This window comes from Limibacillus halophilus (assembly GCF_014191775.1).
GTDB classification, from domain to species: Bacteria; Pseudomonadota; Alphaproteobacteria; order Kiloniellales; family CECT-8803; genus Limibacillus; species Limibacillus halophilus.
Window position 1 is genome coordinate 59,095 of record NZ_JACHXA010000006.1, and the last position, 24,762, is coordinate 83,856.

The window sequence follows — 24,762 nt, forward strand, 5'->3', positions numbered from 1 at the left end:
ACAGGCCCTTGCCAACTCCTTCAAGCTGCGGCTTTCCAGAACCCCTCCGCGGCCGATGCCCGGCAGAAATCCGCGAAGTCACGGGGCTCCCGCCCGAGGGCCCTTTGCACACCATCACCCAGGAACTGGTTCCGTCCGTCCAGTGTTTGACGGCATATCTCCGTCAGGATGTCGGCAATGAAGGCTCCGCTGATCGCGACCATGGATGCGCGGAATGACTCCAGGGAGATTGCGCGGTAGTCGATCTTGCGCCCCAAGACAGAAGAGACCTCGGCTGCGGCGTCCGCGAAGCTCAGTAACCGCGGACCCGTCACTTCATAAAGCTCACCCGCATGACCCTCCTCGGTTAAGGCAGCGACTGCTACATCGGCGATATCGTCGGCATCGACGATTGGCTCAAGCATCTCGCCCGCCGGAAGAGCGATCGCGCCGCCGAGAAGATGCGGGAGCAGATAGCCCTCGGTGAAGTTCTGAGCAAACCACGCGCACCGAACCAAGGTATACGCCACACCGCTGTCCGCAACGATGGCCTCGCAACGCTGTGCATGCAGTTCTCCGCGACCCGATAGGAGGACGAGACGTTGGACGCCCGCTTCGGCGGCAATCTTCGTTAGCGCCTCGATCTTTTCCGCCGCGCCCGGGAACGCGAGGTCGGGAAAGTAGGAAATGTAGATGGCTTTAGTGCCGGCAACAGCAGCGCGCCACCCCTCCGGCCTGTCCCAGTCAAAAGGTAGCTTGGCTTGGCGCGATCCTTCACGCACCACCTCCCCACGGACTCGCAGTCGCTTGCCGATACGAGAGCCGGTCTTGCCGGTAGAGCCGATAATGAGAATTGGCTGAGTGGACATTGCTGTTCTCCTTCAGGTTTCCAATTGAGCGGGAGCGCTACCGCATCTCCCCTTCCCAACGAACTTTACACGATGTAAATTGACACCATGACAATTAGGTGGAGGTTTACACGGTGTCAAGTAAAATTGGCGATACGCAAACCAGAATTTTGGCTTCAACCTGGGAACTCCTTGAAAATGCGAGAGGAAAAGAAGTGCGTATGGCCGATATTGCCAAGCACGCAAAGGTCAGCCGTCAGGCCCTTTATCTCCATTTTCCCTCGCGCAGAGACCTCTTGATCGCGACAACGCACTACATCGACAAGATGAAGGACGTGGACGCCAGGTTAGCCGCCAGCCGCTCGGCGAAGAACGGGCGGGATCGGCTCAATGCCTTTATCGAGGCCTGGGGAAACTATATTCCCGAAATTCACGGTCTCGCGCGGGAGTTAATGGCCATGAGCGACAGGGATGAGGCCGCCAAACTTGCCTGGAACGAGCGAATGACTGCCCTGCGCCAAGGATGCCATGCCGCGGTGATGGCTTTGCGCCGGGATGGGTGCCTCTCTCCTGAGCACACTGTCGAGACGGCAACGGATATTCTTTGCGCGCTGGTCTCGGTGAGAAACTGGGAGTACTTCACGATTGACCGCAATTGGTCTCAACGAACCTACGTCACGAAGATGAAGACCGTCGCCAAACAACTTCTCGTCGGTCAGGCATCACCCGAGTTACCCTGACGCCGCCACGCTCACCCACCAATGTCCGATAATGACGTCATGTGATGGTGGAATGCTTGAGAATGGCCGCGACAATTGCTTCTGGACGGTCTTCTTGCACAAGGTGCCCGGAATCCGGAATCAGGGTGCAGGGACGATTGGAAATCAGCGTTGCTAGTTGCTGCCCTGTCTCAGATGGAATCCATTCGTCTTTTTCACCCCACAGAACAGACACCGGACAGTCCATGGCGTCATATAGGCCCTGAACCTCGTCGGTGTAACTCTGGTCCATTTGTGCGATTTGCCGATAAAAGGCGGCCTGGCCAACCGGCCCCAACCACGGCGCGCTGTAGATCTCGACCGCCTCTTCCGACAAGGGATTGAATGCTGCGGTTTGCAAGTACGCCCTCAACAATGCCTGGTGCATGTATTCCGGCATGCCTGAAAAGGCCGCCTCGTGATCACGCACATGTTGAACGAAGGGTGATCCCCATGGGGCCAATGCAACAGCGTCGAAGATTGTCAAAGCCGCGTAGCGCAAACCATTGAGATAATAGGCACGCAGAGCCGTCGCGCCGCCAAAATCATGAGCAAGCACATGTGGTCGATCCAGATTCCACTCATTGAACATTGCGGCAAGCACTCGGTTTTGAACGGCGAGCGATACATCTTGATCGTCTCGCATTTCAGACTGCCCGTAACCAACGAGGTCAAAAAAGTAAACCGTATACAGATCGACAAGGTGCGGCACGACCCTGCGCCAGACCTGTGAGGAGAAGGGCGTGCCGTGGATGGCGACCAAGGGTGGGCCATTTCCCAGCTGTCCCCATCTAACGGCATTGCCTTCAATGACCGAAGTATTTGGTAGGTCCAACATAGTTGCGGGCCTCACTGTCATATTTACATATAGCTAACTGACTATATAATGACAGTCATGGATCGATCAATGCAGATAAAAGCAATGGCCAGCGAGACCCGCATGAAAATTTTGCAGCTCCTGGTCAAGCCGCAAACGCATTTCGGGCAGCAGTGGTCTGCTGATCCTGTTGAATTCGGGGTTTGTATGACACTGATAGCGGAAGCTTTGGAAGTAGCCCAACCAACCGCTAGTCGACACTTGGAGATACTTAGGCAGGCGGGTTTCATCTCCGTTCGTAAGCACCAAAAGTGGTCTTACTGCAAACGAAATGAAGACGTCATTCAAGACTACTTAGCTTGGTTGGGACGGGCATTGTCAGCGGCTGGTTGAATCTACCAAACCAACCAATACTAGTGCCTTTCCAGAAAATGGCTGGGGCGGCAGGATTCTCAGCCATGAAAATGAATCCCCTTACGTGCCAATAACTTATTGATCTTTATGATCATTTCAATGAGAAAGTGTTACGACGAACTGTCACTTACTCTAGCTACGAGAGATCATGTCACTAGCCACAAATTTAGTACGACGTGGGTCGGTCTACTATGTCCGGGTCACGGTGCCGGCAGACCTTCAGGAAATATTTGGGAAAAGGGAGATCGCACGATCTCTGCACACCAAGGACCCCATGGAGGCTCGCAAACGTTCGTTCTCGGTGTTGGATGAAATCTATCAGAATTTTGAAGCGGCGCGACAGCGTCGCTGCCCAAGCGATGAGGCCATAAAAAAGGCGGTCTGGTCTTTCTTTAAAAGGGAACTGGTGATCGACGAGATTGAACGACAGCAAAACCGGGGAAGCGAGAGTCTGCTCGAGAGAAACAAATTGTTTCGAGACCCGGAAATGGCAGCTTTGAGAAAGCACCTTGCAGAAGGAGAGACGGCATTAGTCGAATGGGCGGCGGACGAAATTATCAAAAGGAATAAGTTTCTAATCTCGAAAGAAAGTCGAGGCTATGAGCAGCTCTGCCATCTGATTGCAAAAGCGAAAATTGAAGCACTTCGGTTAGCGAAAGAGCGAGATCAAGGTATTTTCGAAGGGTCGCCGAACCCTGAGATGGTTGCGCAGCCATCAAAGGAAGAAACAGGCCAATCAGCGCCTCCGGGCCGATCGCTTGCAAACCTGTTTGAGCTTTATGCACGAGAGAAGGCTGAAACGATCAAGGCCGACACTCTCGATCAAAACCGCAAAGCCGTTGCCCTATTTTTTGAATTCGTCGGCAGGAGCTCCGGAGCAGACACTCTAACGCGCAAGAACGTAGCCGCCTGGAAAGACGCTTTGAACGCCTGGCCAAGAAAGGCAGCAGAAATCACTGAACTGAAGGGTCTCGACTTTCGAGCAACGATCGAGGTCAATCGTGCCCTCGGGCGGCCGACGATCTCACAGAGGACGATCAACAAGTATCTCACGGCCTTGAGTGGTTTTTGCCGGTGGCTTCGGTATAGGGGTGACATCAACGATAACCCTGTAGAGGGAAACCTCACTTCACTCAGAAGAGATCGGCAGGAAATTGCGCCCTATTCATCCGAGCAACTGAAAACCATCTTCAATTCCCCTCTTTTCACCGGTTGTCTTTCGGATGCCAAAGAGCATGAAAGTGGCAACCATCTAGTGCTTGATCACCGCTTCTGGCTCCCGTTGCTATCACTCTTTTCCGGTGCTCGTCTGGGCGAACTTTGCCAACTGCTCGTGGAGGATGTCCGGGAAGAAAGCGGAACCTGGATCATTCATATCACCACCGATGGAGACGAAGCGAAGCGGCTCAAGACGAAGAACGCCTATCGGGTCGTACCTCTCCATTCCGAACTTATCCGTTTAGGGTTCTTGCGGCATGTCTCCACTCAAAATAAGCGAAGCGCGAGGCGGCTCTTCCCGGAGATTAAACCCGATGCCCGCGGCTTCCTCTCAGGCTTCCCCAGTCGATGGTATGGCCGTTATACGAAGCGAATAGGCGTAAAGGAGGACAAATCTCTCAATTTTCACTCCTACCGTCATTCGTTCATCGATGCACTTCGGAGAGCAGGCTACTTCAAGGAGGCCTACCAACCGCTGATCGGCCATGCCGGAGCAACCGTAACCGACCGCTATGGACGCCTGCCCGACGGTACTCTTGCTAAACGCCTCGAGATGGTAGAAGCCGTCTCCTATCCTGATCTTGACCTTTCACACCTTTATGATTCCGAAAATGTATAGATGGGCACTGCTTGGCAAGTTGGCCTCGATCTCACGTACGGGCGGCAAATTGCTTGCACATCGGGCGCCCCATAAATCATCTGCGACGAGAGATCATGAGTAAATTGAACCGAGGTCTTGGTCGGAAAATCGATCGCGTACTTTATCTTGAATCCATCAAACGATCAGGCTTGCCCGCCGCACCTCATCTCCATGGAATGCTGGAGATAGCCCCTGAATAATCATCAGCGGTACATAGTATATTGCTGCCTGGCGCTGGAAAGGACGCTTCTCTAAGAGCCGTCAAGTTAGGCAAGATCAAGGGTCCGTTTGGTTGGGCGCACTAAGCGATAAAACAGATTCGCAATTCAATTGTTTATTGCAAATTGAGGTAGGTATAGAGGGGCAGGTTGCGCGTATGCTGGCCGCCGCCAGTCTCGTTGAACTGCTTAAGCTGGTTCTGCACTCGGAAACTGATAAATGACCAAATGTCATCGTAATGTCATGGAAAGGTCATGTGATTCGGGCGAATTTTCGCCTTTTGCGTGATGGCTGCCAGGGATCGAAGCGATCTGGGCTCTAGCCTACGATGCACCCTTTGTGGGTGAATGCCATCTGGCTAGCTCGGTAAGGATGGAGAAGCTCCCGCAACTGAATTTAGCCTTCACACCTGCCTTCTCAAATACCGAGTGGGTCAGATAGCAGGCAAACAGCGGACCCGAAGAATTTTGGCCACCAGACACCCCCGAAGCATGGGCTCATATGAGAGAAGTCTTAGGTGGCCAACTATAAGAATGTAGGTCCAGCCTCTAGAAATCCGCTGAGAAATCCTAACCTTATAGAGGCGCAGTTAAAGCGCTGATTTCCAACAACCTAGGCCAGGAGGGCGCGGTAAAGCGGTGGATGATCGCCTAAGCACTGCTGAATAGCCTCAAGACAAATGCCTCCGTTGATTGGCAATACTGCGATCCCGCTCACGCCCTCATGCACGTTCTGATGAAACGCATCTTACGAAAAATTGGCTACCCACCTGGTCTTCAGAACGCGGCCGTGCAAACTGTTCTCCAACAAGCAGACGGGCCGTTCATCGACCCTACGGAAAAAGAAAACGCGCGGCAGCCAATGCCAAGACCAGCAAGAAAACCGTCTCGGCCACGACGATAAAGACGAACTTACCATCGACCTTGGCAATCTCGCCTAAGTTTGTCTTGATACCGATAGCAGAGATCGCTATCGCCAGCAGCCAAGCCGACAGTGACTTGATAACCGCTACAACCGCGTCCGGTATCACCCCAAGATTAACCAGAATTGCCGCCGCCACAAAACACACCAAAAACCAGGGCAAACCAAGGCGAGCCGTGCCGCTGTGGCGAAAGCCAATCATGACGATCAACATCACGATTGGTAACAGCGCCACACGAACCATTTTTACGAATGTCGCGACGACCCCAGCCTCTTCACTGACGGAATAACCCGCGCCAACGACCTGTGCGACATCATGAATGGTCGCCCCGATCAAAAACCCCGTTTCTAAGTCGGAGAAATCTAGGCACTTGAATAGAATTGGGTAGCAGATCATGGCTACGGTCGATAACGCAGTAACAGCGATAACGACGAAAAGAACGTCGCGGTCCCTTCCCTCCTTTTGAGGCAACACCGACGCTATAGCCAAGGCGGCAGAGGCTCCGCAAATCGCCACCGAGCCTCCAGCCAGGAAGCCAAAGGCCGATTTTCTACCGACCATGCGAGACAGTGCGACACCAGCGCCAAGCGTAAGAATGACGAGAAGGAACACAGCGACAATCGGCCATACCCCCAAGAGCTGGATATCGCCCAAACTTAAGCGGAATCCAAGCAACGCAACGGCAAGCCGAAGCAGACTCTTTGATGAGAAAGCAATCCCAGGAGCGCACTTACTTTCGGTCGCCAGGAAATTGAACGCCATACCGATCAACAACGCAAACAACATGACAGGCGCGGCATAATGCTCGGCAAGAAAGGTCGCAGCGCCCGCGATGACTGCTGCAAGCGCGGTGCCGCCAAAATTCTCTTTCACGGAGACGATGGCACGGTCGGTCATGGATGCGGACATATGTCAAAGCTCATAGCTTTTAGAGGTTGGAAATTGCCATGCGTCGATGTGCTAGCGCATGGCCGCATGCATTGGAGGAGTAACGGGTTACTGACTGGCGCTTTTGGAAACGTAAGCCTGTATGCGATCGGCCAGCCCCGGTGCTGCTGCCGAGCGAGTAAGCTCCGACAAATCTTGGTCTAAGTCCGCAGACCTGTCGCGCGTGTTCCGCAGCAAGCTACTCGCAGCCGCCAAAGTCAGGAAGCTGCTTTCCTTGGCGATGGTTTCAATCAACGATGACCAGTCTTCACTTTCAGTGATCTGCTGCACCACACCCAAGCCCAAGCCCTCTTCGGCCGTGAAGACGCGAGAGGTTCTCAACAACTCGCGTGCCACATCCCTTCCAACCAATTGGGCGAACCGACGCGTTCCCAGCACGATGCCAAATTGCAGACCAGGCATCTTGAACGTAGTACCCGCGGCCGCAACTCTACGGGCGCAGGAGCAAAATATGTCGGCCCCTGCACCAAAGCAACGGCCATGCCCAATCGCCATCGTGTTCATCGGCGCCGTATATATCTTCTGGAGAAGCATTTCTATTCGGACAAAACGATAAAGCAGGTCTGCGTCCGTTTGCTCTTCAAGGCCGGACAAATCAAACCCAGCCGAAAAGGCTCTGCCGCTACCCGAGAAGACGACGAGGCGCGATTCTCGCTGCACCGCTTCATCGAGGCCGCGAATCAATTGTTCAACCATCTCCGCATTGACGGCATTGAGTTTCTCCGGCCTATTCAGCATCAAATGCGTGACAGAGCCCTCGTGCGAGATGCCTACGGCGGTTCGGTCCTGATGAGCGTGAGATTTTTGCATTATCCGGTAATCATTCCTTGCTGGGATCGGTCTTTGTCCATTCAGATAACACCTCTGCGTTATGTTCGCCCAGTTCGGGTGGGTTCCGATAAACGCCGAGATCATATCCGGAAATTCCAACCGGATACTTGACAGTCTGAGTCTCGACGCCATTTGGCAGCCGAAGCGGACAGACTAATCCCATGTACTTTATCTGCGGATCGTTCAGTATCTGCTCAAAATTATTGATTGGCGCACAGGGTACGTTGCGACTGTCCATTTCAACGAGCCAGGCAGAGGCGCTCTTTTTAAGGAATTCCGGCGCCAGCAGTTTAACAAGTTCCACCTGATTCCTTGCCCGATCCGCTTGCGTCAAGAAACGAGGGTCTACAGCTATGTTGGGTAGGCCCACCGCATCACAAACCTCTTTCCAAAGACGGTCGTTACCCGCGGCAATCACAAAGTAGTCGTCGGCTGCCTTGAAGGCCTGATAGGGCGCGTTCCTGGGATGTGCGGAGCCAAGACGTTTCGGCACTTCTCCGCTTCCGAAAAACTCGCTGCTCTGCAAGGCCGAGACGCCGAGCAGGCTTCCGACCATGGAACAGTCGATTCGCTTGCCTATCCCCGTTCGCTCTACCTCTCGCATAACGGAAACAATGGAGAAAGCGGCATAGAGTCCGGCACAAAAATCCCCGACCGGTACGCCGCACTTTACCGGCGGCGCTCCGTCTTCCCCCGTCACGCTCATGATCCCGGCCATTGCCTGAACTGTGACATCGAAGGCACCCTTACTGGCATTCGGCCCTTGCTGTCCGTATCCGGATATCGAGCAGTAAATAATTCTCGGATTGATTGCAGAAAGCGCTTCGTATCCTAACTCAAGACGGTCGAGGACTCCCGGGCGATAATTCTCCAGCAGCACATCGGCGGATGAAACCAGTGTCTTCAACGCCTGCCGATCCCCTGGGTCCTTAAGGTCGAGTGCTATGCTCCGCTTGTTGCGGTTCAAAGACGCAAAATTTTCACTGTAAGCTTCACCCTCTGACGGTTTGCTTAATGGCGGCCAGTTTCGCATACCGTCACCACCGTCGGGGCGCTCGACCTTGACCACATCAGCACCTAAATCGGCCATCAATGATCCTGTGAACGGCCCAGCAGCGATCTGGCCAAGCTCAAGTACACGAATACCCGCGAGCGGCCCAATCGGGCCGCTCGCTTGGCTTTTTTGTCCTGTTGTCATTCCGCTGCCCCACGGACCTCGCTTGGCACCATTTCCTCACGCAGCATCTGGGTGAAAATCTGCCGGGCACGACGTAGCGCTTTGTCCGGCTTCAGGAACAGTTCGGAATAACCCTCGTCTGGAACATCAAACATCGCTTGCTGCTTCTCTAGGGCCCAATGGTCTTGTGCGACGACATCGGGGAACATTGATGCAACCCGTTTAGCGGTGCTCATCGTCGGATCGCCAGCGGACTTATGATCCGCCTTGCAATTCACGCACCACCACCAAATGTGGTTCTTTTCGTCGACGGGTGTATGGAAGTGATAGAGCACATAGCCCCGTTCTTTATCGGTGCCTAGTTCACCTGGCGGCGCATTGCGCATTTCAACACGCGTGAAAGCTGGGCTAACCATCTGATGGGTGTGGAAGCGATCGACTACATCGTAAACAAACCAATCCTGCAGATAGGGCGGCTGGTTGTAGTTTCTAACCTCTCGGATGGTTTTTACATATCTGTTCCCATCGACCTCGTCTTCTTCGTACTTGATGGGAATCTTGCTGTTCTCGAAATCTCCGATGTTGCCGTCATGGAGCGGATAGAAATGCGTGATATCGAGTAGGTTTTCGATCAGCAAAAGATAGTTTGCCGGGATTCTCATTGGCCCGGAATCAATGTTTTCGAAATCTGGATCAGCCAACTCCGGTGTTCGGGGAGGTTTCCGATCATCCTTTCGCGCAGGATCGCCCGGCCAAACCCAAACCAAGCCATCCTGTTCGATGACCGGAAAGCTATTGACCTTGGCTTGCGCCGGGATTTCCTGATCCATCTGCGATGGGATCAAGGTACAGCGTCCCTTATCGTTGTAGCAGAGACCGTGATAAGCACATTCCAAGGTGCCGTCTTCTTTGAGGCGGCCCTCCGACAAAGGAAACCTTTTGTGTGCGCAACGGTTGTCCAGCGCAGCGATTCCTCCATCCTTTGTTCGCCAAATCACCATCACTTTACCGGCAACCTTATGCTCGGTAAGCTTTTCAGGCTCAAACTCCTTTGAAAAGCCGACCACATACCAGCAGTTCTTCACCGATTGATAGGGGCTGATTGAATTCGGTGGAGTCGTCATCTTGTTTCTCCTTGTTTGATCATCTCGCAATTCCATTTTCTCGCCGGTTCCAACCAGCTTTAGTAATCCAAAACGAGGCATGGTGATTTGGCACGCGAACAACAGATCAGCATGAACTGACTGCGGTCTTCTTCATCTAGCACCGAATCTCGGTGGTCCGGTTCACCGCTCAGATAACGCGTCATGCAAGACCCGCAGTATCCTTCCTCACATTGGGTATCGACCGGCAACCCATTGTCCCTGAGGACGTCCACAATCGAGCTGTCAGAAGGGATGTCAAAGACCTCTCCAGTACTAGCAATCTTAACCTTGAAGGCGCTATTCTCCGTCGCTACCAACACATTCTCATCGCTTGATGCGGCGAAGTATTCGAAATGAACGGATTTCCTGGGCCAATGCTCGGACGCTGATTTTACGGCTTTCATGAAGCCGCTAGGACCGCAGTAGTAGAGATGGGTATCTTGGTCGTTGCTTTTCAGGAATGCGTCAATATCCAGACCGCGCGCTGGGTCCCCACCATCATGATAAATTCGCACTCGTCCGTTTTGGATTCTTGGGGTCAAGAACTCTAAAAATGCCGTCGTATCAATGGACCGAGTGCAGTAATGGAGTTCATACGACGCTTGTCGGCTCTCCAGTTCCTGCAGCATTGCAATCATTGGGGTTACGCCGATACCGCCAGCAAGCAGAATGTTGTGGTTGGCGTCCTGGTTCAGAGGAAACAGATTGCGGGGGCTAGATATGAATACTTCGCCGCCCTCGATGAAGGTGCGGTGAATTTCCTTCGACCCACCGCGCCCATCAACTTCACAAAGGACAGCGATCTCGTACCGTGACCTGTCAGCAGGATCACCGCAAAGCGAGTACTGACGAACGACTTCGTTAGGCAAGAAAACGCTGATATTTGCCCCAGCGGTGAAGGGGGGTAGCGGCGTAGCGTCCAAGCTCTCGAATACATACCGTCGAATCTTGTCGGTTTCACAAATAACCCGAGCAATTCGGAGCTTTATTCTCTTATCAGTGCTTTCGGTTGCCATTCTGATTACTTCACTTTATTCCCGGCATGAATTTTATCGTATTTCTGCTCTAAACCTGCTCCTAACGGCAATGCGAGGGGCTGTCCGCCAGTGCAATTGGTGAAGATTATGCTTCATTAAATAAGACATAAAAAACGATATATTCTATATTAATTAGTTCAAATTTATTGATCTATAGGTTTGACTTCGGAACCGTCGGGTTCAGTTAGGCTCAGCGCTTTGCGCTTGAGCCTAACTGATTGAACACCCGTTTATTGAGAGATTGAGTATTTAGCTGGGAAAGGGGTACTCCAAGGCCCGAGCTTTGATGAAGGAGCCTTCGGCGACGTTCGTATAGCGGATTTGATGCCCCCGGAATTCTATCATGCTCTTGAATATTTTCATGGCCATCGGATCACTGTTCGCCAGGTCCTGCATCGCCTCACCCGAAACCTTGCCGATCTCCCTCATGATATCATCGGATAGTTCCTTCACAATCGTGCCATGGTCATTGACAAAACTATCAAGGACCGGTCCAGACCGTGCTTGAAACTCAGCGAGCATAACCTGATTTGTGGCATAGGCGCAGTTTTCGACGATGGCCTTCAGTTCATCTTCCAAACTGTCCCACTTTTCAGCATTGACGAAGAGTTCCAGCACCGTACCAGGCTCATGCCAGCCGGGGGTGTAATAGTACTTGGCGTAGCGGTAGAACCCCATCGATGCCTCGCCATAGGGATTGTTCCATTCCGCCCAATCAATTGCCCCAGAGGCCAGAGCGCCAGGCACCTCACTTCCAGGAAGATTGACCACTGTCGCGCCGAGACGAGACATGACTTCGCCACCCAAACCTGGCATGCGCATCTTCAGGCCTTTGATGTCGTCCAGGCTGTTAACTTCCTTGCGGCTCCAACCAGGATGCTGGATGCCAGTGTTTCCACAGGGCAGGAATTTGCAGCCTAGAGCCGAACGATAAAGCTCATCGCAAAGGTCGCGGCCACCACCGAAATGGTACCAGGCATTGTATTCCTGAGCGGTCAAGCCCATCGGAAAGTTGCTAACGAGCTGCGTGGCGGGCGCTTTGCCCTTCCAGTAGTAGGGAGCGCCATGTCCCATTTCAATGTTGCCCGCTCCCACGGCATCGATCGATTCGAAAGCCGGAACGATTTCGCCAGATGCAAACAATTCAATCGTCAACCGACCACCGGTTGCACGCGTAACCTGATCGGCGAAATGCTGGGCTCCGGTTCCCAGCCCCGGGAGGTTCTTCGGCCAAGTGGTAACCATGCGCCACTTCCGGCGATTCTGGCTGATTGCCGGTGAAGCAAAAGTTGCGGCCGCCCCTGCCCCTACCAACCCGGCCGATGAGGCTATAAACGTCCTGCGCCCTAATTGTGACTTCTTCATACTTGATCTCTCCCTAATGCTCTTTGTTTTTGTTGGCTCGGAAATTCCTGCCAGATCGGTGACATCGGTTCAGCCTTCGGACTGACCTGTAAAAACGAAAGCTTCAAACTTTCTCACCTGCCAACATTGTCCAAGTCAGCAGACTTCTCAACAAACGATATTTTCTTGGTTATAAACACCAATTTTTTTGATATTTCTGTGGTAGAGTCTATTGACACTTTCCGCCTCAACGACAATGGACGAGGGGCTCATGAACTTCCGACAACTAGAGACGCTGTATTGGGCTACCCGCCTGGGCAGTCTTATTGCCGCTTCCGAAAGATTAAACGCGACGCAATCGACCGTCTCCATGCGTATCCAGGAACTTGAGAACGAGTTTGGAATTGAACTGTTCGACCGTTCCCAAAGAACGGCGCGCGTGACGCCCAAAGGGCGCGAAATGGCACGCTATGCGGAAGAAATTCTAGCTCTAGCATCGTCAATGCGAGAAAATTTAGCGGCCCCGAGCAGCCTACCAGGATTGATGCGTATCGGTGTCGCCGAGGTGGTTTCAGCCACATGGCTACCAAATTTTGTGACAAACGTGCGTCGTCAATATCCGAAGATCAGCATAGAGTTCGATGAAGCTCTCACCCAAAACCTGATTGACGGACTCGAGAGCGGTGACCTGGACATTATTTTTATTGCTGGCAGGGCTCCAGGCCGAGAATTGACGACTATGTCACTTGGATTTGTGGATATGAACTGGGCTGCCAGTCCCGAGATTTCTCTTCCAAACCGCCGGCTCAAGGCGCGTGACCTCGAAAAGCACCCGACTATCACTTTGACCCGCGAATCGCACCACTATGAGCAGATAGAAAAATGGTTTGTAACCGGCGGCGCCCGGTTTAGAAGACCATTCACCTGCAAGAGCTTAAACGTCTGCATCCAGCTCGCCAGCGCCGGGCTTGGCGTCACTTTGGTACCTGCCGAGTTTTATCCGCAAGCCTTCGTAGAAAAGCGCCTTCACATCCTAGAAACCTCACCCGAAATGCCCCCGGTAGAATTCAACGCCGTCTACCGAGATAACCATCTACAATCTGCAGCGGTTGTCCTCTGTCAGTTGGCGCAAAAAGCGAGCAGTTTTCGCCAACTCGCGCTACGCGACAAGGCTTGAGCGGCAAACAGTTCCCGGATCAAATCAGTTGAACAAAACCCTGGGAAGCCAAGTCGAGATGTCAGGATAAAGCCACAAAACGCCCAATGCTATCAGTTGGATTGCGACAAAAGGCATAACCCCTCGGTAGATTTCTGTTGTCCGAATTGAAGGCGGTGCCACGGCGCGAACGTAAAACAACGCCCATCCGAATGGCGGCGTCAGAAAGCTTGTTTGTAGATTGACGGCAATCATCACACCCAACCACACAGGACTTATGTCGGCATGAAAGAGAGCCGGAGCTACAATTGGCACAACGATAAAAACAATCTCAATAAAATCGAGAATGAACCCAAGCAAGAAAATCACCACCATAACGATCAACATTGCTGTGGTGAAACCGCCGGGCAATCCGGTTAGAAAGTGATGGACCAATGCGTCACCACCGAATCCCCTAAACGTCAGCGAGAAGATCGACGCTCCTAACAGGATGCCGAAAACCATACAGGTAATTTTTACGGTGCTTTGCGATACTGAGCGCAACAAATCCCAAGAAAGTTGCCCTTTTGCAGCCGCCAGAATTGTCGCCCCGACACCACCAAATGATGCAGCTTCGGTGGGCGTTGCTAGCCCTCCGATTATGGACCCAAGAACCGCCAGAACCAGCAGGCACGGTGGCAGCATTGCCGAACAGAGGTCAAGAAGCAGCGCCTTAAGCTTCACGTCCTGGTCATAAAATGCAGGGCTCACTTCTGGCTTCCTGATCGCTAGGAATACCAACCAAGCGACATAGAACCCTACAAGCATTAGCCCAGGCAACAAAGCCCCGGCAAAGAGATCAATCACACTAAAAGGCTCGAAAATGAAATTCCCTTTGGCAAGTTGAGACTCGGTGTAAACCCCTGCAAGCGCATCACCCAGAATTACCAGGGCTATGGAGGGAGGAATGATCTGACCAAGAGTTCCAGACGCACAGATGACGCCGACCGCGAGTTTCTTGTCATAGCCGGCGCGCAACATTGTGGGGAGACTAAGAAGGCCCATCGTCACAACGGTCGCACCAACGATCCCTGTTGCTGCGGCGAGGAGCATACCGACGAGCGTCACCGAGATTCCAATCCCACCACGCACCGCCCCGAACGCTTGCCCCATCGTCGTGAGAAGCGCCTCGGCTATCTTGGAGCGCTCCAGCATAACCCCCATGAAGACAAATAGGGGTATGGCAACCAAAACTTCATTCGTCATGATGCCGAAGTAACGTGCCGAAATGGAGGAATAGAAGAAAAAATCGAAAACACCAAATAATGAACCTGCAAGGGCCATTAATATGGAAACACCAGCCAATGTGAATGCCACGGGAAATCCAAACATGATAAAAACACCCGTGAAAACTAATAATAAAATAGCGAATATTTCATTCACTGGCATGGCACTTCCACTTCACCTCGTACGATTTCTTCCTGGCTCTGACTAGTGCAGCCGGCATCGCCACCTGTCAGCACAATCAAGCTCCGACAAGCCATTGAGATGCCTTGCGCACCTAGACTGGCGCAAAACGGCAGCATTGTTGATTTCAAGAGAAACAATCCTGGCAGCCCACCAGCTTCCGGGGAGCCTTCGAGACGGTTTATCGAAAGGTTGACATAGGGGTACGCAAACCAAAAAACTACGCCGACCATAGGGAGCAAGAAAAAAAGGACACCGAGTAGATCGGTCAACGCCTTCTTTCTCTCACTTAAACCCTCGTAAATAATGTCTACACGGACGTGCGCTTTATGAAGAAGGGTGTGCCCCATGGCCATCATGATTATCGAGCCGTGAGTCCAAACGTACATTTCTTGGAGCCAGACCCAGCCTAAGTCGAAAACATACCGGAGTATGGCCACGACGCAGGTGTTCAACACCAGAATGGGAACCAGCCAGGATATGCACCGCCCCAACCAGTCGTTCACCGTGTCGATACCGTCGGCTAGATTGATGAGAAATCGTTGCCAGCCTCGGGCACGACTCCTGAGCTCATTGTTTCCTGAATGCATATCAGCCTCAAAACAAGGGTGCGGAAAGGCAGTCGAGATTGCCATTCCCATACCGCCACCTCTGGATCAGAACCCAATCAGGCATAGAGCCGCAGCAAATTTGTCGCTGCATACATAGCTTGATACAAGGAATCGAGTCACCGAAGGTTGTGACGAAATACGGTCAATCTACGTGGGGCGGATTGGAGGTTCTACGCTTAGCCCGGTCCTCAACACTCCCCCATTGAATCTGGGCCATCATGCTCTCGTATCGCTCATACACGATATCTACCTCCCGATCATCTTATTGATTCTTGCTATTGAACCTTCACTAACTGAGCGCTTCAACACAATGGAAAAAAATTGTGCAATTAACTTCAATTTTTTACATCTATTTGGATAAACGCAATCTAATGGGCGATATATAGGGCCCTACTTATGAGGGTTTATGGTGCTCGCGTACCAATAGCATCGTTTCTAGCATCACGGACAACGCCAAACTGCCACCATTTCACCCCATGAAAGAAGTCTTAGGTGGCCAACTATAAGAATGTAGGTCCAGCCTCCAGAAATCCGCTGAGAATTCCTAACCTTATAGAAAGATCAAGACGGCATTTGGAGTCTGTGTTCAGTCCAACACGGACCGGTACAGATCAGAGTGGTCGCCTATCCAGTTGGACATCCCCTCTTTCGTGAGTAGGCCGCGCGGTTCTATGAAGCTTTCAATCCGCCGAAGGGGCTTCTCATGCCATTGGATGTTAAAGGCAGCCAGCTTCGGAAAGAACTGAAGCCGTGAGTAGGGAAGATTGTCGTGTATCCACCAGGCCATCGCCTGCCAGGTGCAACTCCCCTTCTCCATCCTGTCAACCAGATAGGGAATGACAATGCAAGCTGTAGCCCCCATGAAGCCTCCAGCATCTCTTCTATCCCAGATGTGGTTGGCATAGTTGGCTTCGTTACGCGCGCAGTTATGCCCTTTCCGATTGCCGAGTTCGTTCACCTCGCAAGACCGGTAAGCCGAACGGATTGCGATACGGCCAAACCGCATCTGCAGAGGTTCAAGAAGCTCCTGGCAGAGCTTGGCTCCTGCGGCGACAGCAAGCTCCGGGTCATCTGGAACGTTCGATAAGCCGTAGAAGCTGGCAATTTCGCTGTGCAGGAAGTCTCTCAGAAAGAAAGATTGGGACAGCCGCTGCCGGCCAAGCTCCTCCAGCGCTTTGACAGAGCCGAATTTCTTCATACACTGCTCCAATATATACTTTCGGTTGTTATAGTTTATGTTAGCTCGCGATTGCAGGCAGGTGCGCCCTACTGAAGTCGCGTGATAGGAGGCCAGTATGACTGATATGAAGGCTCTCACCGAAGCGGTTCATGAGTACGAGCAGACTTGCCGACATCCGGACCTTCCAGCATTCGAGATCAGCCCCGTCTATGACACTCATACGAACTGGGACACCGGTTATCCGTTCGGAGATAGGGCCGGCTGCTATGCCTTCTTCGATGCTAACAAGAAGCTCGTCTATATAGGCAAGGCTTCCCTGAGCCACATTCTCGGCCGGAGGATTGATAGCTACTTCCTCCGCTCCGGCAGCTCACCAAGTGCCGTCCTAAAGCACCAGTGGGAGTCACCCCCTCGCTATATCGTTTCGATCGCCGTTACCAAGCCTTACGAAGCCCCTTCCCTGGAAGAGTTCCTGATTGACAAACTCCAGCCATCGGAAAATTCGAGGGGACGACACTAGGCGCCTCGCAGTCACCTCCAAGCCCCTCGGTAAGAGCACAAATGACGTCGAAGCGCTTTGGGTGCTGAACGTCACACTTCGGCTTTACCGGGGGGCTTTTTCTGACGCTGCTTACTGCACGCTAGAAACTTGAGCCTTGGGCCATTGGAGAGGCGCCCACCACCTCACAACTGGAATCTTGGTTCGCATCACCGGGACTTGGGCTTACGAATTACTCTGGCAATATCGAACAGCGTCCTCCCATCGAAATGAGGGTCGGAGTTCCAGGTCGCTTCGCGGAGACAGGCGATCAAGACCGCTTCATTGTCGGTGATGTGATAAGCCATCGATCCCTTCAGGGCTGCCCACAGCTCAGGGTGATATTCTTCCACCACTTTCCGTGCCAAATGCTGAGGATCGAGCCCCAGCACCTTCGCCACCCGCGGAACGGCGGCAAGAGGAACTTTGGCTTCCCCGTGCTTGATCATCGACAGGAAGTTGGTACTTGAAAACCCTGCCAGAACTGCAATCTCTTTTTGCGGTTTCTCATGCGCATCGATCATCTTCTCCAGGAGTTCCGCAACGGTCGTGTATCGCTTCATTCGTCTTTTCCTCACTCAAAGTTCTAAAGTACTGAGTGAATTATAGACGGGCCGACTTGGGCGTTTCGTCGCGGTGACGCTGATACGTGCAGCAAACTGCATTAAATCAACCGATTATTGAAAACGCCCAAAACGGCAGGCAAGATACTGCCGCCCTCGGATCATCATTGTTCGTCGCCAGGACTCGGTAAATGCTGGCACAACCACGATGCGGGGAAGATCGCTCAACGACCCTGCGAAATTGAGGCTCGAACCAAAAAGGATAGATACGGCAGAATGGCCAAGGGAAAAAATACTAAAACCAATGGGAATGGCGCCAATCTTGGCTTCGAGGCGCAGCTCTGGGCGACGGCGGACAAGCTGCGCGGCAACATGGAACCTTCGGACTACAAGCACGTAGCCCTGGGTCTCATCTTTCTCAAGTACATCTCCGATGCCTTCGAGGCGAAGCGTACCAAACTCCTTAAGGACGAGTTGGCTGATGCGGAGGACCCGGAGGAATACCTGGCCGAGAATGTCTTCTGGGTGCCGAAGGAGGCACGCTGGTCGCACCTCCAGGCGAGAGCCAAGCAGCCAACGATCGGCCGCGATATCGACGATGCCATGCTGGCCATCGAGGCCAGGAACGAGAGCCTGAAGGGAGTCCTGCCGAAGGATTACGCCCGCCCGGCCCTCAACAAGATCATGCTCGGCGAATTGATCGATCTCATCAGCGGCATCGGCATGGCAGAGGAAGCCGACCGCTCAAGGGATATCCTGGGCCGTGTCTACGAGTACTTCCTTGGCGGCTTCGCTGGAGCCGAGGGCAAGCGCGGCGGGGAGTTCTACACCCCCCGCTCTGTGGTCAGGTTGCTGGTCGAGATGTTGGAGCCCTACAAGGGCCGAATCTATGACCCCTGCTGCGGCTCCGGCGGCATGTTTGTCCAGTCCGAGAAGTTCGTGGAGGAGCACGGCGGCCGCATCGGCGATATCGCCATCTACGGCCAGGAAAGCAACTATACCACCTGGCGGCTTGCCAAGATGAACCTGGCGGTGCGCGGCTTCGACGCCGACCTCCGCTGGAACAACGAGGGCAGCTTCCACAAGGACGAACTGAAGGACCTGAAAGCCGACTACATCCTCGCCAATCCGCCCTTTAACATTTCTGATTGGGGCGGCGACCGGCTGCGGGAAGACGCGCGCTGGAAGTTCGGCGTCCCTCCGGCCGGCAACGCGAACTACGGGTGGCTACAGCACATCCACCATCACCTTGCGCCGAACGGCACGGCGGGCGTGGTGCTCGCCAATGGTTCCATGTCCTCTGGCCAGTCCGGCGAGGGCGATATCCGCCGCGCCATGGTCGAAGGCGACGTGGTGGACTGCATGATCGCCCTGCCCGGCCAGCTCTTTTACTCGACCCAGATTCCGGCCTGCCTTTGGTTCCTGAGCCGCAACAAGAACCCCGGAAAAGGGTGGCGCGACCGGCGCGGTGAGGTCCTGTTTATCGACGCCCGCAAGCTCGGTCACATGGTCGACCGCACGCGCAAGGAATTCTCCGGCAATGATATTGAGAAGATCGTCGGCACCTACCACGCCTGGCGCGGCGAACCGGACGCGGACGCCTACAAGGATGTGCCGGGCTTCTGCAAGGCTGCGACCCTCGAGGAGATTAGAGAGCACAACCACGTTCTCACACCGGGCCGCTATGTCGGCGCGGAGGCGGCAGAGGAAGACGATGTGCCCTTCGAGGAGCGGTTCACGGAGTTGAAGGAGACGCTGGCCGAGCAGTTTGCCGAGGCCGAGACTCTTTCATCAACAATTGAAGCAAAACTAGCTCAGATTGAGGCCGTGTGATGGCGTGGCCAATGCTCTCAGTAGCCGAATGCGTCGAAGCAATAATCGACTATCGCGGCAAGACGCCCCCGAAATCTCCAATTGGCATCCCAACGCTCACCGCGGCGAATGTGAAGAACGGTCGCATCGACAAATCGAGCATTTCATTCGTTTCACACGAGACATACGAAGCCTGGACCACACGCGGGCTCCCGGCGCCGAATGATGTTCTGATTACAACCGAAGCACCTGTTGGAGAGGTCGCGCCGTTCCCTGGTGACCAGACCTATCTAATCACCCGCCGCCTCATTGCTCTTCGCGCAAAAAGAAATCAGGTTGATCCAGCATTCCTTTTGTACACACTCCTCAACCCAGAAACCAAAGAACGGCTCTTAAGCGGCGCGCGTGGATCAACTGTTCCGCGCGTTCTCAAGACTGACATAACAGGCCTACAAATATCGGTGCCGGACATTGGTGTTCAGCGATCTATCGCCAGCCTTCTCCGCGCGATCGATGACAAGATCGAGCTGAACCGGCGGATGAACGAGACGCTGGAGGCGATGGCGCGGGCGATCTTCAAGGACTGGTTTGTCGATTTCGGCCCGACCCGCGCCAAGGCCGAAGGTCGCCCCCCTTACCTCGCCCCCGAAATCTGGGACCTCTTCCCCGACGCTGTCGACGAAGAGGGCATGCCGGTGGGGTCGAGGCAGGGGACCCTTGCGGATGTTGCGGACTCACCGAGACGCGGAGTCAGTCCGGCCGATGTCGCCGAAGACACGCCTTATATCGGCTTAGAGCATATGCCGCGCCGTTCGATTGCACTCTCAGAGTGGGAAGGCGCGGGGAAGGTCACGAGCAATAAGTCGGTATTCAAGAAGGGTGAGTTCCTGTTCGGGAAACTCCGGCCGTACTTCCACAAGGTCGGGTTCGCCCCGCTGAGCGGCATTTGTTCGACCGACATCGTTGTCGTGGTCCCGCGAGCCCCAGAGTGGGGAGCCTACACTCTCGCCTGCCTATCTTCGGACGAGTTCGTGGACTACACGGATCAGACATCGACCGGGACGAAGATGCCGCGCACGAGCTGGAAGACAATGGGACAATACAAGGTTTGCCTCCCATCAGCGCAGATCACTCGCGCCTTTCAGAACTTGGTGCAGCCGCTTCTTGATCGTATGCGTGCGAACATTCATGAAGCTCGCACGCTCGCCCAAACCCGCGACCTCCTCCTCCCGAAACTCATGTCCGGCGAGATTCGCCTCCGTGACGCGGAGAAGGCGGTCACATGAACCAGCCTTGGGCAAATAGCGAGCCGCTCTCCTCCAGCGAAACCTTCGAGGAGGTTCATCAGGGCCTGACGGTCCGCCTCGTCATGACGCGGCGCGACAACTTCGAGATGTGTGATGCAGACGATCCGGTCTCGACAGTCGCGGCAAAAAACACGAACCGTTACGACTTCATTCCGGTGATGTCGGCATCGGCTAAGGGCGAACGCATCATCGGACTCTTCTACGCTGCCCCCTACTTCAAAACACCGCCGCCCAAGGGCTGCATCAAGGACCACCTCGTGCCGTTGGACGAGGAAAACCTGATCGGCGCCGACGCGAGCATTCTGGCCTTCATCCTGGAGGCAGACACGAAGCCCTGCCGCCTCGTTCTCTCCGGCGGTGGCATCTGCGGCCTCGTCACACTCTCAGACCTCCAGAAGCTTCCCGTCCGGGCAGCCCTTTTCGCTCTCATAACAGGCTTCGAGATCACCATGGCTGAGGCAATCCGGAATCGGCACCCAACGGACGAAACTTGGATGGAGTTGTTGAGTGAGGAGCGCCTGACTGAAACTCGGAAGAAAATTGACGCCAGCAAAAAGAGCGAGAGTTTTGTTGACGCCCTCCTTTTCACCGAATTCGCTGACAAGAAGACAATCATCAAGAAGTCCATCGCCCTCAGCATAAGCAAAAATCAACTCGAAGTTAGGCTGACTGAGATTCAAAAATTTAGAGACATGGTTGCACACGCCAATGAGTACGCACCCTCCCCTGAAGAGGCGAAAATGGTTTGCGCAACCGTGCGTGACCTTATTGATCTACGAAAACTCATTGCGGAGACACCGGGATGAGCAGCCTCACGGATATCGAGAAACGATACCTGGAGAAGCTTCTCGGTATGGAGAGTGGCTATGTCCTGGACTTTAGCGATGCAACCTATGGCGAGTTTTTCGCCAGCCACGGAATCAACATCCATAGCAAAAAATACCAGACCCACGGTCCTTCAAAAGCCAAAAAAATGCGCGCCTTTTGGCAACAGGAACCGGATGCTGTCGTCGGACGTGTTCTTGCTGAGATGGTCAAATCTTACGAGGCAAGCTGTGAGCTAGACGGCCGAACAATCGACAAACCGATCCTCGAGAGAACGAAGGCGATTGTCAAACGTCTGACCGGGAAGGTTGATGCGAATCGATCCTCTGACAGCGTAGATGACTTTCTCCATCAAGAGTTTGCGATCCCAAACCTCCAGCGACTGCCAATTGAACCGGCGTTGGTGCCGATCATTGAGACCCGACTAGAGGAAGCGCGCAGAGCGCTTCGTGGAAAAGCCTTCCTATCTGTTGTCATCATGTGCGGTAGCGTACTGGAAGCCGTATTGCTGGCAAAAGCGCAAAGCGAACCGGCATTATTCAACAAGGCAATCTCAAGCCCCAAAGCCAAAGACGGAAAAGTGAGGCCGTTCCACGAATGGACGCTGGCACAATTCATTGACGTCGCCAGCGAGGTGGGCGTCCTAAAACTCGACGTGCAGAAGTTCAGTCACGGACTGCGAGACTTTCGTAATTTCGTCCATCCTTATCAGCAGCTGGTCACAGGATTCGCGCCTGATGAGCACACTGCAAATGTGTGCTTTCAGGTGTTAAAGGCCGCACTGGCCAGCGTAGCGGGAGAGCGGAATTAGATGAACATAATTAATCGACGCAATACGGACAGCACAAGCCTCGGAGTGGCTTCATGAAGATATCAACAGCACTAGATAAAATTGATGAGTACCAGCTCTTTGTTCCTGCATTTCAGCGGGAGTATGTGTGGAAGCGCGACGATGCCAAACAGCTCGTGGATTCCCTAATCAAGGAGTATCCCACGGGCACAATGCTGACCTGGGAAACCAATAATCCGCCTGAGCTGAAAGGCCCGTATAAATACGATGAAAAGCAAGGTGCGGTTCGTATCCTCCTGGATGGACAGCAGCGTCTCACAACACTTTACATGCTTATCCGTGGCCAAATTCCGCCCTACTACACAGCGCCTGAAATCTTGAACGATACGCGTGGGCTTCATGTCAACGTTGAGACGCTAGAGCTGGAGTACTACTCCAAAACAAAAATGGCGAACGACCCCCGTTGGCAGAACATCACAGACGTTTTTCAGCGTAAGGTTCGAGCGAAGGACATTGTCCGCGATCTGGAGAAAAAGGGAGATGAGGTTAGCCGGGAGCGTGATGATCTGCTCGATGACAATACGCGTGCAATCGAGAATATTCTTGATCGCGAGTTTCCCGAGCAAACTGTTCCGGTCAAGGCAACGGTGCGCGAGGCCATCGATATTTTCTACAAGGTCAATGCGAGCGGCGTCTCTTTAACCGATGCAGAATTGGCTCTCGCTCAAATTTCGGGCTACTGGCCCGAAGCACGGGACATATTCAAGCGCAAACTGTCTGAGCTGCAGGGTAAGGGCTACGTATTTAAACTGGATTTCATCGTCTATGTACTGTTGGGATGCCTGTACCACCTCGGCTCGGACATGAAGAAGCTTCATGGTCCGGAAAACAACGAGACGATCCGTGACGCGTGGAAACTTCTTGATGAACAGGTGCTGGACTATGTTGCCAGCATTATGCGTTCACACGCGTTTGTGGACCATACAGACGAGATCAACTCCGTTTATGCACTCGTGCCCATTATTGTTTACTGCTTCGATAAGGGTGGGCAGCACCTGAACGACTACGAAATTCGTAAGCTCGTCAAATGGTTCTACTACTCCCAGATCAGGTCGCGGTACGTAAACCAACTGCCACAAAAGCTTGATCGTGACCTTCGCACCATTAAGGAGGCAGAGAATGCCTTCGACGAATTGCTCGCAGTCATAAAGGAAGAACGCAGGCTCGAGATAACGCCGGACGAGTTTGTGGGGCGCTCAATATCCCATCCATTGTTTGGCTTGGTTCGCTGGTATTTGAAAAGCAAAGGGGCCTTCTGTTTTACAACAGGAGTCAAATTGCGACAGGCAATGGGGGAAAAATATAAACTTGAGAACGATCATATTTTCCCGTTCTCGAGACTCAAGGCGCTGGGATATGGACGCGAAAATCGTCTGAAGTACTCGTTGGCTCAAGAGCTGACGAACCGCGCTATCCTCACTCAATTTGCCAATCGCAGCAAAGGCGCAATGACCGCAAAAGACTATCTAGGTGCCGTTAAGGAACGGTTCCCGGACGTCTTGGCGTTGCAATGCATCCCAGAAGACCCTGAATTGTGGGAAATCGAAAATTACGAAGGGTTTCTCCAGGCTCGTCGTAAAAAGCTGTCTGAAGACTTGAATGCTTTTCTAGAAGGAATCACTGAAACCAAACCCCCTGCGGTTCCTATCACGCTCGAAGAGATGATTGCCGAGGGCGAAGGCGAAGAACTGGAGTTCAAATCTTCGCTACGTTGGGATTTCGTGGAAGGTTCTGTGAATAAGAAGCTGGAAGACGTTGTCGTAAAGACCATCGCTGCGTTCGCCAACGGGCAAGGGGGAACCTTGCTGATCGGCGTACAAGACGATGGTGAAGTGCTCGGACTCGAGGGTGACTATCACGCTCTTGGCGAAGCCGACCGTGACAAGTTTGAGTTGCACCTCCGAAATATTTTGAACAAATCCTTCGGCACCTCATTTGTGGCAAGCAGGGTAAGGGTTTCGTTCCCGTCGGTTGGCGATACCGAGATTTGCCAGTTGGACATCCAGTCATCGGCGAAGCCGCTGGTGATTACCGTGAAGGATAAGAACGGGCAGACCCAGGAGAAATTTTACGTAAGGAGCGGAAACTCATCACAGGAAATTTCTCTAAGCGAGATGCAGTCTTATTTGGCTGAGAGGTTTCGGGCGTGACTTGTTTGATTGTTTTTGGATGGGGGA

General features: G+C 53.3%; 24 protein-coding genes. 12 read left to right on the top strand and 12 right to left on the bottom strand.

Annotation, left to right across the window (positions count from 1 at the left end):
- Window positions 1–20: 20 nt before the first annotated feature.
- Window positions 21–848 carry a Rossmann-fold NAD(P)-binding domain-containing protein gene (locus FHR98_RS11315; RefSeq protein WP_183416808.1) on the bottom strand — a complete coding sequence of 276 codons (828 nt, stop codon included), beginning with the start codon at window positions 846–848 and terminating at the stop codon, window positions 21–23.
- Between the two features lie 113 nt (window positions 849–961).
- On the opposite strand from FHR98_RS11315, the gene FHR98_RS11320 reads away from it, so the two are divergent.
- The gene (locus FHR98_RS11320; protein ID WP_183416809.1) at window positions 962–1,567 is read left to right on the top strand and encodes a TetR/AcrR family transcriptional regulator; all 606 of its coding nucleotides are present in this window, start codon (window positions 962–964) and stop codon (window positions 1,565–1,567) included.
- 37 nt (window positions 1,568–1,604) lie between these two features.
- Here the strand turns inward: FHR98_RS11320 and FHR98_RS11325 are convergent, their stop codons facing one another.
- Window positions 1,605–2,423, bottom strand: coding sequence for an alpha/beta fold hydrolase (locus tag FHR98_RS11325; RefSeq protein ID WP_183416810.1), 819 nt, complete (start codon window positions 2,421–2,423; stop codon window positions 1,605–1,607).
- 69 nt (window positions 2,424–2,492) lie between these two features.
- Between FHR98_RS11325 and FHR98_RS11330 the strand changes: the two genes are divergently transcribed.
- From FHR98_RS11330 to FHR98_RS16845, 4 genes are all read left to right on the top strand, one after another.
- Window positions 2,493–2,795, top strand: a complete 303-nt coding sequence (locus FHR98_RS11330) for an ArsR/SmtB family transcription factor (RefSeq protein ID WP_246377760.1) — start codon at window positions 2,493–2,495, stop codon at window positions 2,793–2,795.
- A gap of 169 nt (window positions 2,796–2,964) precedes the next feature.
- Window positions 2,965–4,653: a DUF6538 domain-containing protein gene (locus FHR98_RS11335; protein ID WP_322091249.1), complete on the top strand. Its 1,689-nt coding sequence runs from the start codon at window positions 2,965–2,967 to the stop codon at window positions 4,651–4,653.
- A 95-nt stretch (window positions 4,654–4,748) separates the two neighbouring features.
- Window positions 4,749–4,874, top strand: a complete 126-nt coding sequence (locus tag FHR98_RS16745) for a hypothetical protein (RefSeq protein WP_281369948.1) — start codon at window positions 4,749–4,751, stop codon at window positions 4,872–4,874.
- 679 nt (window positions 4,875–5,553) lie between these two features.
- Window positions 5,554–5,796: a type I restriction enzyme endonuclease domain-containing protein gene (locus FHR98_RS16845; protein WP_367575441.1), complete on the top strand. Its 243-nt coding sequence runs from the start codon at window positions 5,554–5,556 to the stop codon at window positions 5,794–5,796.
- Here the strand turns inward: FHR98_RS16845 and FHR98_RS11345 are convergent.
- From FHR98_RS11345 to FHR98_RS11370, 6 genes are all read right to left on the bottom strand, one after another.
- Window positions 5,726–6,724, bottom strand: a complete 999-nt coding sequence (locus FHR98_RS11345; RefSeq protein WP_246377763.1) for a YeiH family protein — start codon at window positions 6,722–6,724, stop codon at window positions 5,726–5,728. The two genes, FHR98_RS16845 and FHR98_RS11345, sit on opposite strands and share 71 nt — an antisense overlap.
- Window positions 6,725–6,811: 87 nt before the next feature.
- Window positions 6,812–7,573, bottom strand: a complete 762-nt coding sequence (locus FHR98_RS11350) for an enoyl-CoA hydratase/isomerase family protein (RefSeq protein WP_183416813.1) — start codon at window positions 7,571–7,573, stop codon at window positions 6,812–6,814.
- A 10-nt stretch (window positions 7,574–7,583) separates the two neighbouring features.
- Entirely contained in the window at window positions 7,584–8,792 is a 1,209-nt protein-coding gene (locus FHR98_RS11355; protein ID WP_183416814.1) for a CaiB/BaiF CoA transferase family protein, read from the bottom strand.
- Window positions 8,789–9,895 carry a Rieske 2Fe-2S domain-containing protein gene (locus FHR98_RS11360; protein WP_183416815.1) on the bottom strand — a complete coding sequence of 369 codons (1,107 nt, stop codon included), beginning with the start codon at window positions 9,893–9,895 and terminating at the stop codon, window positions 8,789–8,791. Before FHR98_RS11360 ends, FHR98_RS11355 begins: the two co-directional genes overlap by 4 nt.
- A gap of 59 nt (window positions 9,896–9,954) precedes the next feature.
- Entirely contained in the window at window positions 9,955–10,932 is a 978-nt protein-coding gene (locus tag FHR98_RS11365) for a PDR/VanB family oxidoreductase (RefSeq protein WP_183416816.1), read from the bottom strand.
- Between the two features lie 270 nt (window positions 10,933–11,202).
- On the bottom strand, window positions 11,203–12,318 hold the full coding sequence (locus FHR98_RS11370) for a TRAP transporter substrate-binding protein (protein WP_183416817.1): 1,116 nt from the start codon (window positions 12,316–12,318) through the stop codon (window positions 11,203–11,205).
- Window positions 12,319–12,568: 250 nt separating this feature from the next.
- On the opposite strand from FHR98_RS11370, the gene FHR98_RS11375 reads away from it, so the two are divergent.
- The gene (locus FHR98_RS11375; RefSeq protein WP_183416818.1) at window positions 12,569–13,474 is read left to right on the top strand and encodes a LysR family transcriptional regulator; all 906 of its coding nucleotides are present in this window, start codon (window positions 12,569–12,571) and stop codon (window positions 13,472–13,474) included.
- A gap of 24 nt (window positions 13,475–13,498) precedes the next feature.
- Here the strand turns inward: FHR98_RS11375 and FHR98_RS11380 are convergent, their stop codons facing one another.
- The 3 genes from FHR98_RS11380 to FHR98_RS11390 all read right to left on the bottom strand — a co-directional run bounded on the left by FHR98_RS11380 (window position 13,499) and on the right by FHR98_RS11390 (window position 16,708).
- Complete coding sequence (locus FHR98_RS11380; protein WP_183416819.1) at window positions 13,499–14,881, bottom strand: TRAP transporter large permease; 1,383 nt, start codon at window positions 14,879–14,881, stop codon at window positions 13,499–13,501.
- Window positions 14,872–15,534 (bottom strand): TRAP transporter small permease subunit, encoded by a 663-nt coding sequence (locus tag FHR98_RS11385; RefSeq protein ID WP_221205862.1) that lies wholly within the window; start codon window positions 15,532–15,534, stop codon window positions 14,872–14,874. Before FHR98_RS11385 ends, FHR98_RS11380 begins: the two co-directional genes overlap by 10 nt.
- Window positions 15,535–16,096: 562 nt before the next feature.
- Window positions 16,097–16,708 carry a hypothetical protein gene (locus FHR98_RS11390; protein ID WP_183416820.1) on the bottom strand — a complete coding sequence of 204 codons (612 nt, stop codon included), beginning with the start codon at window positions 16,706–16,708 and terminating at the stop codon, window positions 16,097–16,099.
- A 97-nt stretch (window positions 16,709–16,805) separates the two neighbouring features.
- Between FHR98_RS11390 and FHR98_RS11395 the strand changes: the two genes are divergently transcribed.
- Complete coding sequence (locus FHR98_RS11395) at window positions 16,806–17,210, top strand: GIY-YIG nuclease family protein (protein WP_183416821.1); 405 nt, start codon at window positions 16,806–16,808, stop codon at window positions 17,208–17,210.
- Window positions 17,211–17,398: 188 nt separating this feature from the next.
- On the opposite strand, the gene FHR98_RS11400 is transcribed toward FHR98_RS11395, so the two are convergent.
- Window positions 17,399–17,791 (bottom strand): hypothetical protein, encoded by a 393-nt coding sequence (locus FHR98_RS11400; protein WP_183416822.1) that lies wholly within the window; start codon window positions 17,789–17,791, stop codon window positions 17,399–17,401.
- Between the two features lie 276 nt (window positions 17,792–18,067).
- Between FHR98_RS11400 and FHR98_RS11405 the strand changes: the two genes are divergently transcribed.
- Genes FHR98_RS11405 through FHR98_RS11425 form a run of 5 tightly spaced genes read left to right on the top strand, consistent with a single transcriptional unit; the run spans window position 18,068 to window position 24,735 of the window.
- Window positions 18,068–19,624, top strand: coding sequence for a class I SAM-dependent DNA methyltransferase (locus FHR98_RS11405; protein WP_183416823.1), 1,557 nt, complete (start codon window positions 18,068–18,070; stop codon window positions 19,622–19,624).
- Window positions 19,625–19,635: 11 nt separating this feature from the next.
- The gene (locus FHR98_RS11410) at window positions 19,636–20,889 is read left to right on the top strand and encodes a restriction endonuclease subunit S (protein ID WP_183416824.1); all 1,254 of its coding nucleotides are present in this window, start codon (window positions 19,636–19,638) and stop codon (window positions 20,887–20,889) included.
- Window positions 20,886–21,716: a hypothetical protein gene (locus tag FHR98_RS11415; protein ID WP_183416825.1), complete on the top strand. Its 831-nt coding sequence runs from the start codon at window positions 20,886–20,888 to the stop codon at window positions 21,714–21,716. Before FHR98_RS11410 ends, FHR98_RS11415 begins: the two co-directional genes overlap by 4 nt.
- A gap of 47 nt (window positions 21,717–21,763) precedes the next feature.
- On the top strand, window positions 21,764–22,546 hold the full coding sequence (locus tag FHR98_RS11420) for a hypothetical protein (RefSeq protein WP_183416826.1): 783 nt from the start codon (window positions 21,764–21,766) through the stop codon (window positions 22,544–22,546).
- 53 nt (window positions 22,547–22,599) lie between these two features.
- The gene (locus FHR98_RS11425) at window positions 22,600–24,735 is read left to right on the top strand and encodes a GmrSD restriction endonuclease domain-containing protein (protein WP_183416827.1); all 2,136 of its coding nucleotides are present in this window, start codon (window positions 22,600–22,602) and stop codon (window positions 24,733–24,735) included.
- The last annotated feature ends 27 nt before the right edge of the window (window positions 24,736–24,762 follow it).

Coding starts and splice junctions, on each gene's coding strand:
- FHR98_RS11315 (WP_183416808.1), bottom strand. CDS start 848: ATGTCCACTCAGCCAATTCTCATTATCGGCTCTACCGGCAAGACCGGC.
- FHR98_RS11325 (WP_183416810.1), bottom strand. CDS start 2,423: ATGTTGGACCTACCAAATACTTCGGTCATTGAAGGCAATGCCGTTAGA.
- FHR98_RS11330 (WP_246377760.1), top strand. CDS start 2,493: ATGCAGATAAAAGCAATGGCCAGCGAGACCCGCATGAAAATTTTGCAG.
- FHR98_RS11335 (WP_322091249.1), top strand. CDS start 2,965: ATGTCACTAGCCACAAATTTAGTACGACGTGGGTCGGTCTACTATGTC.
- FHR98_RS16745 (WP_281369948.1), top strand. CDS start 4,749: ATGAGTAAATTGAACCGAGGTCTTGGTCGGAAAATCGATCGCGTACTT.
- FHR98_RS11345 (WP_246377763.1), bottom strand. CDS start 6,724: ATGTCCGCATCCATGACCGACCGTGCCATCGTCTCCGTGAAAGAGAAT.
- FHR98_RS11350 (WP_183416813.1), bottom strand. CDS start 7,573: ATGCAAAAATCTCACGCTCATCAGGACCGAACCGCCGTAGGCATCTCG.
- FHR98_RS11355 (WP_183416814.1), bottom strand. CDS start 8,792: ATGACAACAGGACAAAAAAGCCAAGCGAGCGGCCCGATTGGGCCGCTC.
- FHR98_RS11360 (WP_183416815.1), bottom strand. CDS start 9,895: ATGACGACTCCACCGAATTCAATCAGCCCCTATCAATCGGTGAAGAAC.
- FHR98_RS11365 (WP_183416816.1), bottom strand. CDS start 10,932: ATGGCAACCGAAAGCACTGATAAGAGAATAAAGCTCCGAATTGCTCGG.
- FHR98_RS11370 (WP_183416817.1), bottom strand. CDS start 12,318: ATGAAGAAGTCACAATTAGGGCGCAGGACGTTTATAGCCTCATCGGCC.
- FHR98_RS11375 (WP_183416818.1), top strand. CDS start 12,569: ATGAACTTCCGACAACTAGAGACGCTGTATTGGGCTACCCGCCTGGGC.
- FHR98_RS11380 (WP_183416819.1), bottom strand. CDS start 14,881: ATGCCAGTGAATGAAATATTCGCTATTTTATTATTAGTTTTCACGGGT.
- FHR98_RS11385 (WP_221205862.1), bottom strand. CDS start 15,534: ATGGCAATCTCGACTGCCTTTCCGCACCCTTGTTTTGAGGCTGATATG.
- FHR98_RS11390 (WP_183416820.1), bottom strand. CDS start 16,708: ATGAAGAAATTCGGCTCTGTCAAAGCGCTGGAGGAGCTTGGCCGGCAG.
- FHR98_RS11395 (WP_183416821.1), top strand. CDS start 16,806: ATGACTGATATGAAGGCTCTCACCGAAGCGGTTCATGAGTACGAGCAG.
- FHR98_RS11400 (WP_183416822.1), bottom strand. CDS start 17,791: ATGAAGCGATACACGACCGTTGCGGAACTCCTGGAGAAGATGATCGAT.
- FHR98_RS11405 (WP_183416823.1), top strand. CDS start 18,068: ATGGCCAAGGGAAAAAATACTAAAACCAATGGGAATGGCGCCAATCTT.
- FHR98_RS11410 (WP_183416824.1), top strand. CDS start 19,636: ATGCTCTCAGTAGCCGAATGCGTCGAAGCAATAATCGACTATCGCGGC.
- FHR98_RS11415 (WP_183416825.1), top strand. CDS start 20,886: ATGAACCAGCCTTGGGCAAATAGCGAGCCGCTCTCCTCCAGCGAAACC.
- FHR98_RS11420 (WP_183416826.1), top strand. CDS start 21,764: ATGGAGAGTGGCTATGTCCTGGACTTTAGCGATGCAACCTATGGCGAG.
- FHR98_RS11425 (WP_183416827.1), top strand. CDS start 22,600: ATGAAGATATCAACAGCACTAGATAAAATTGATGAGTACCAGCTCTTT.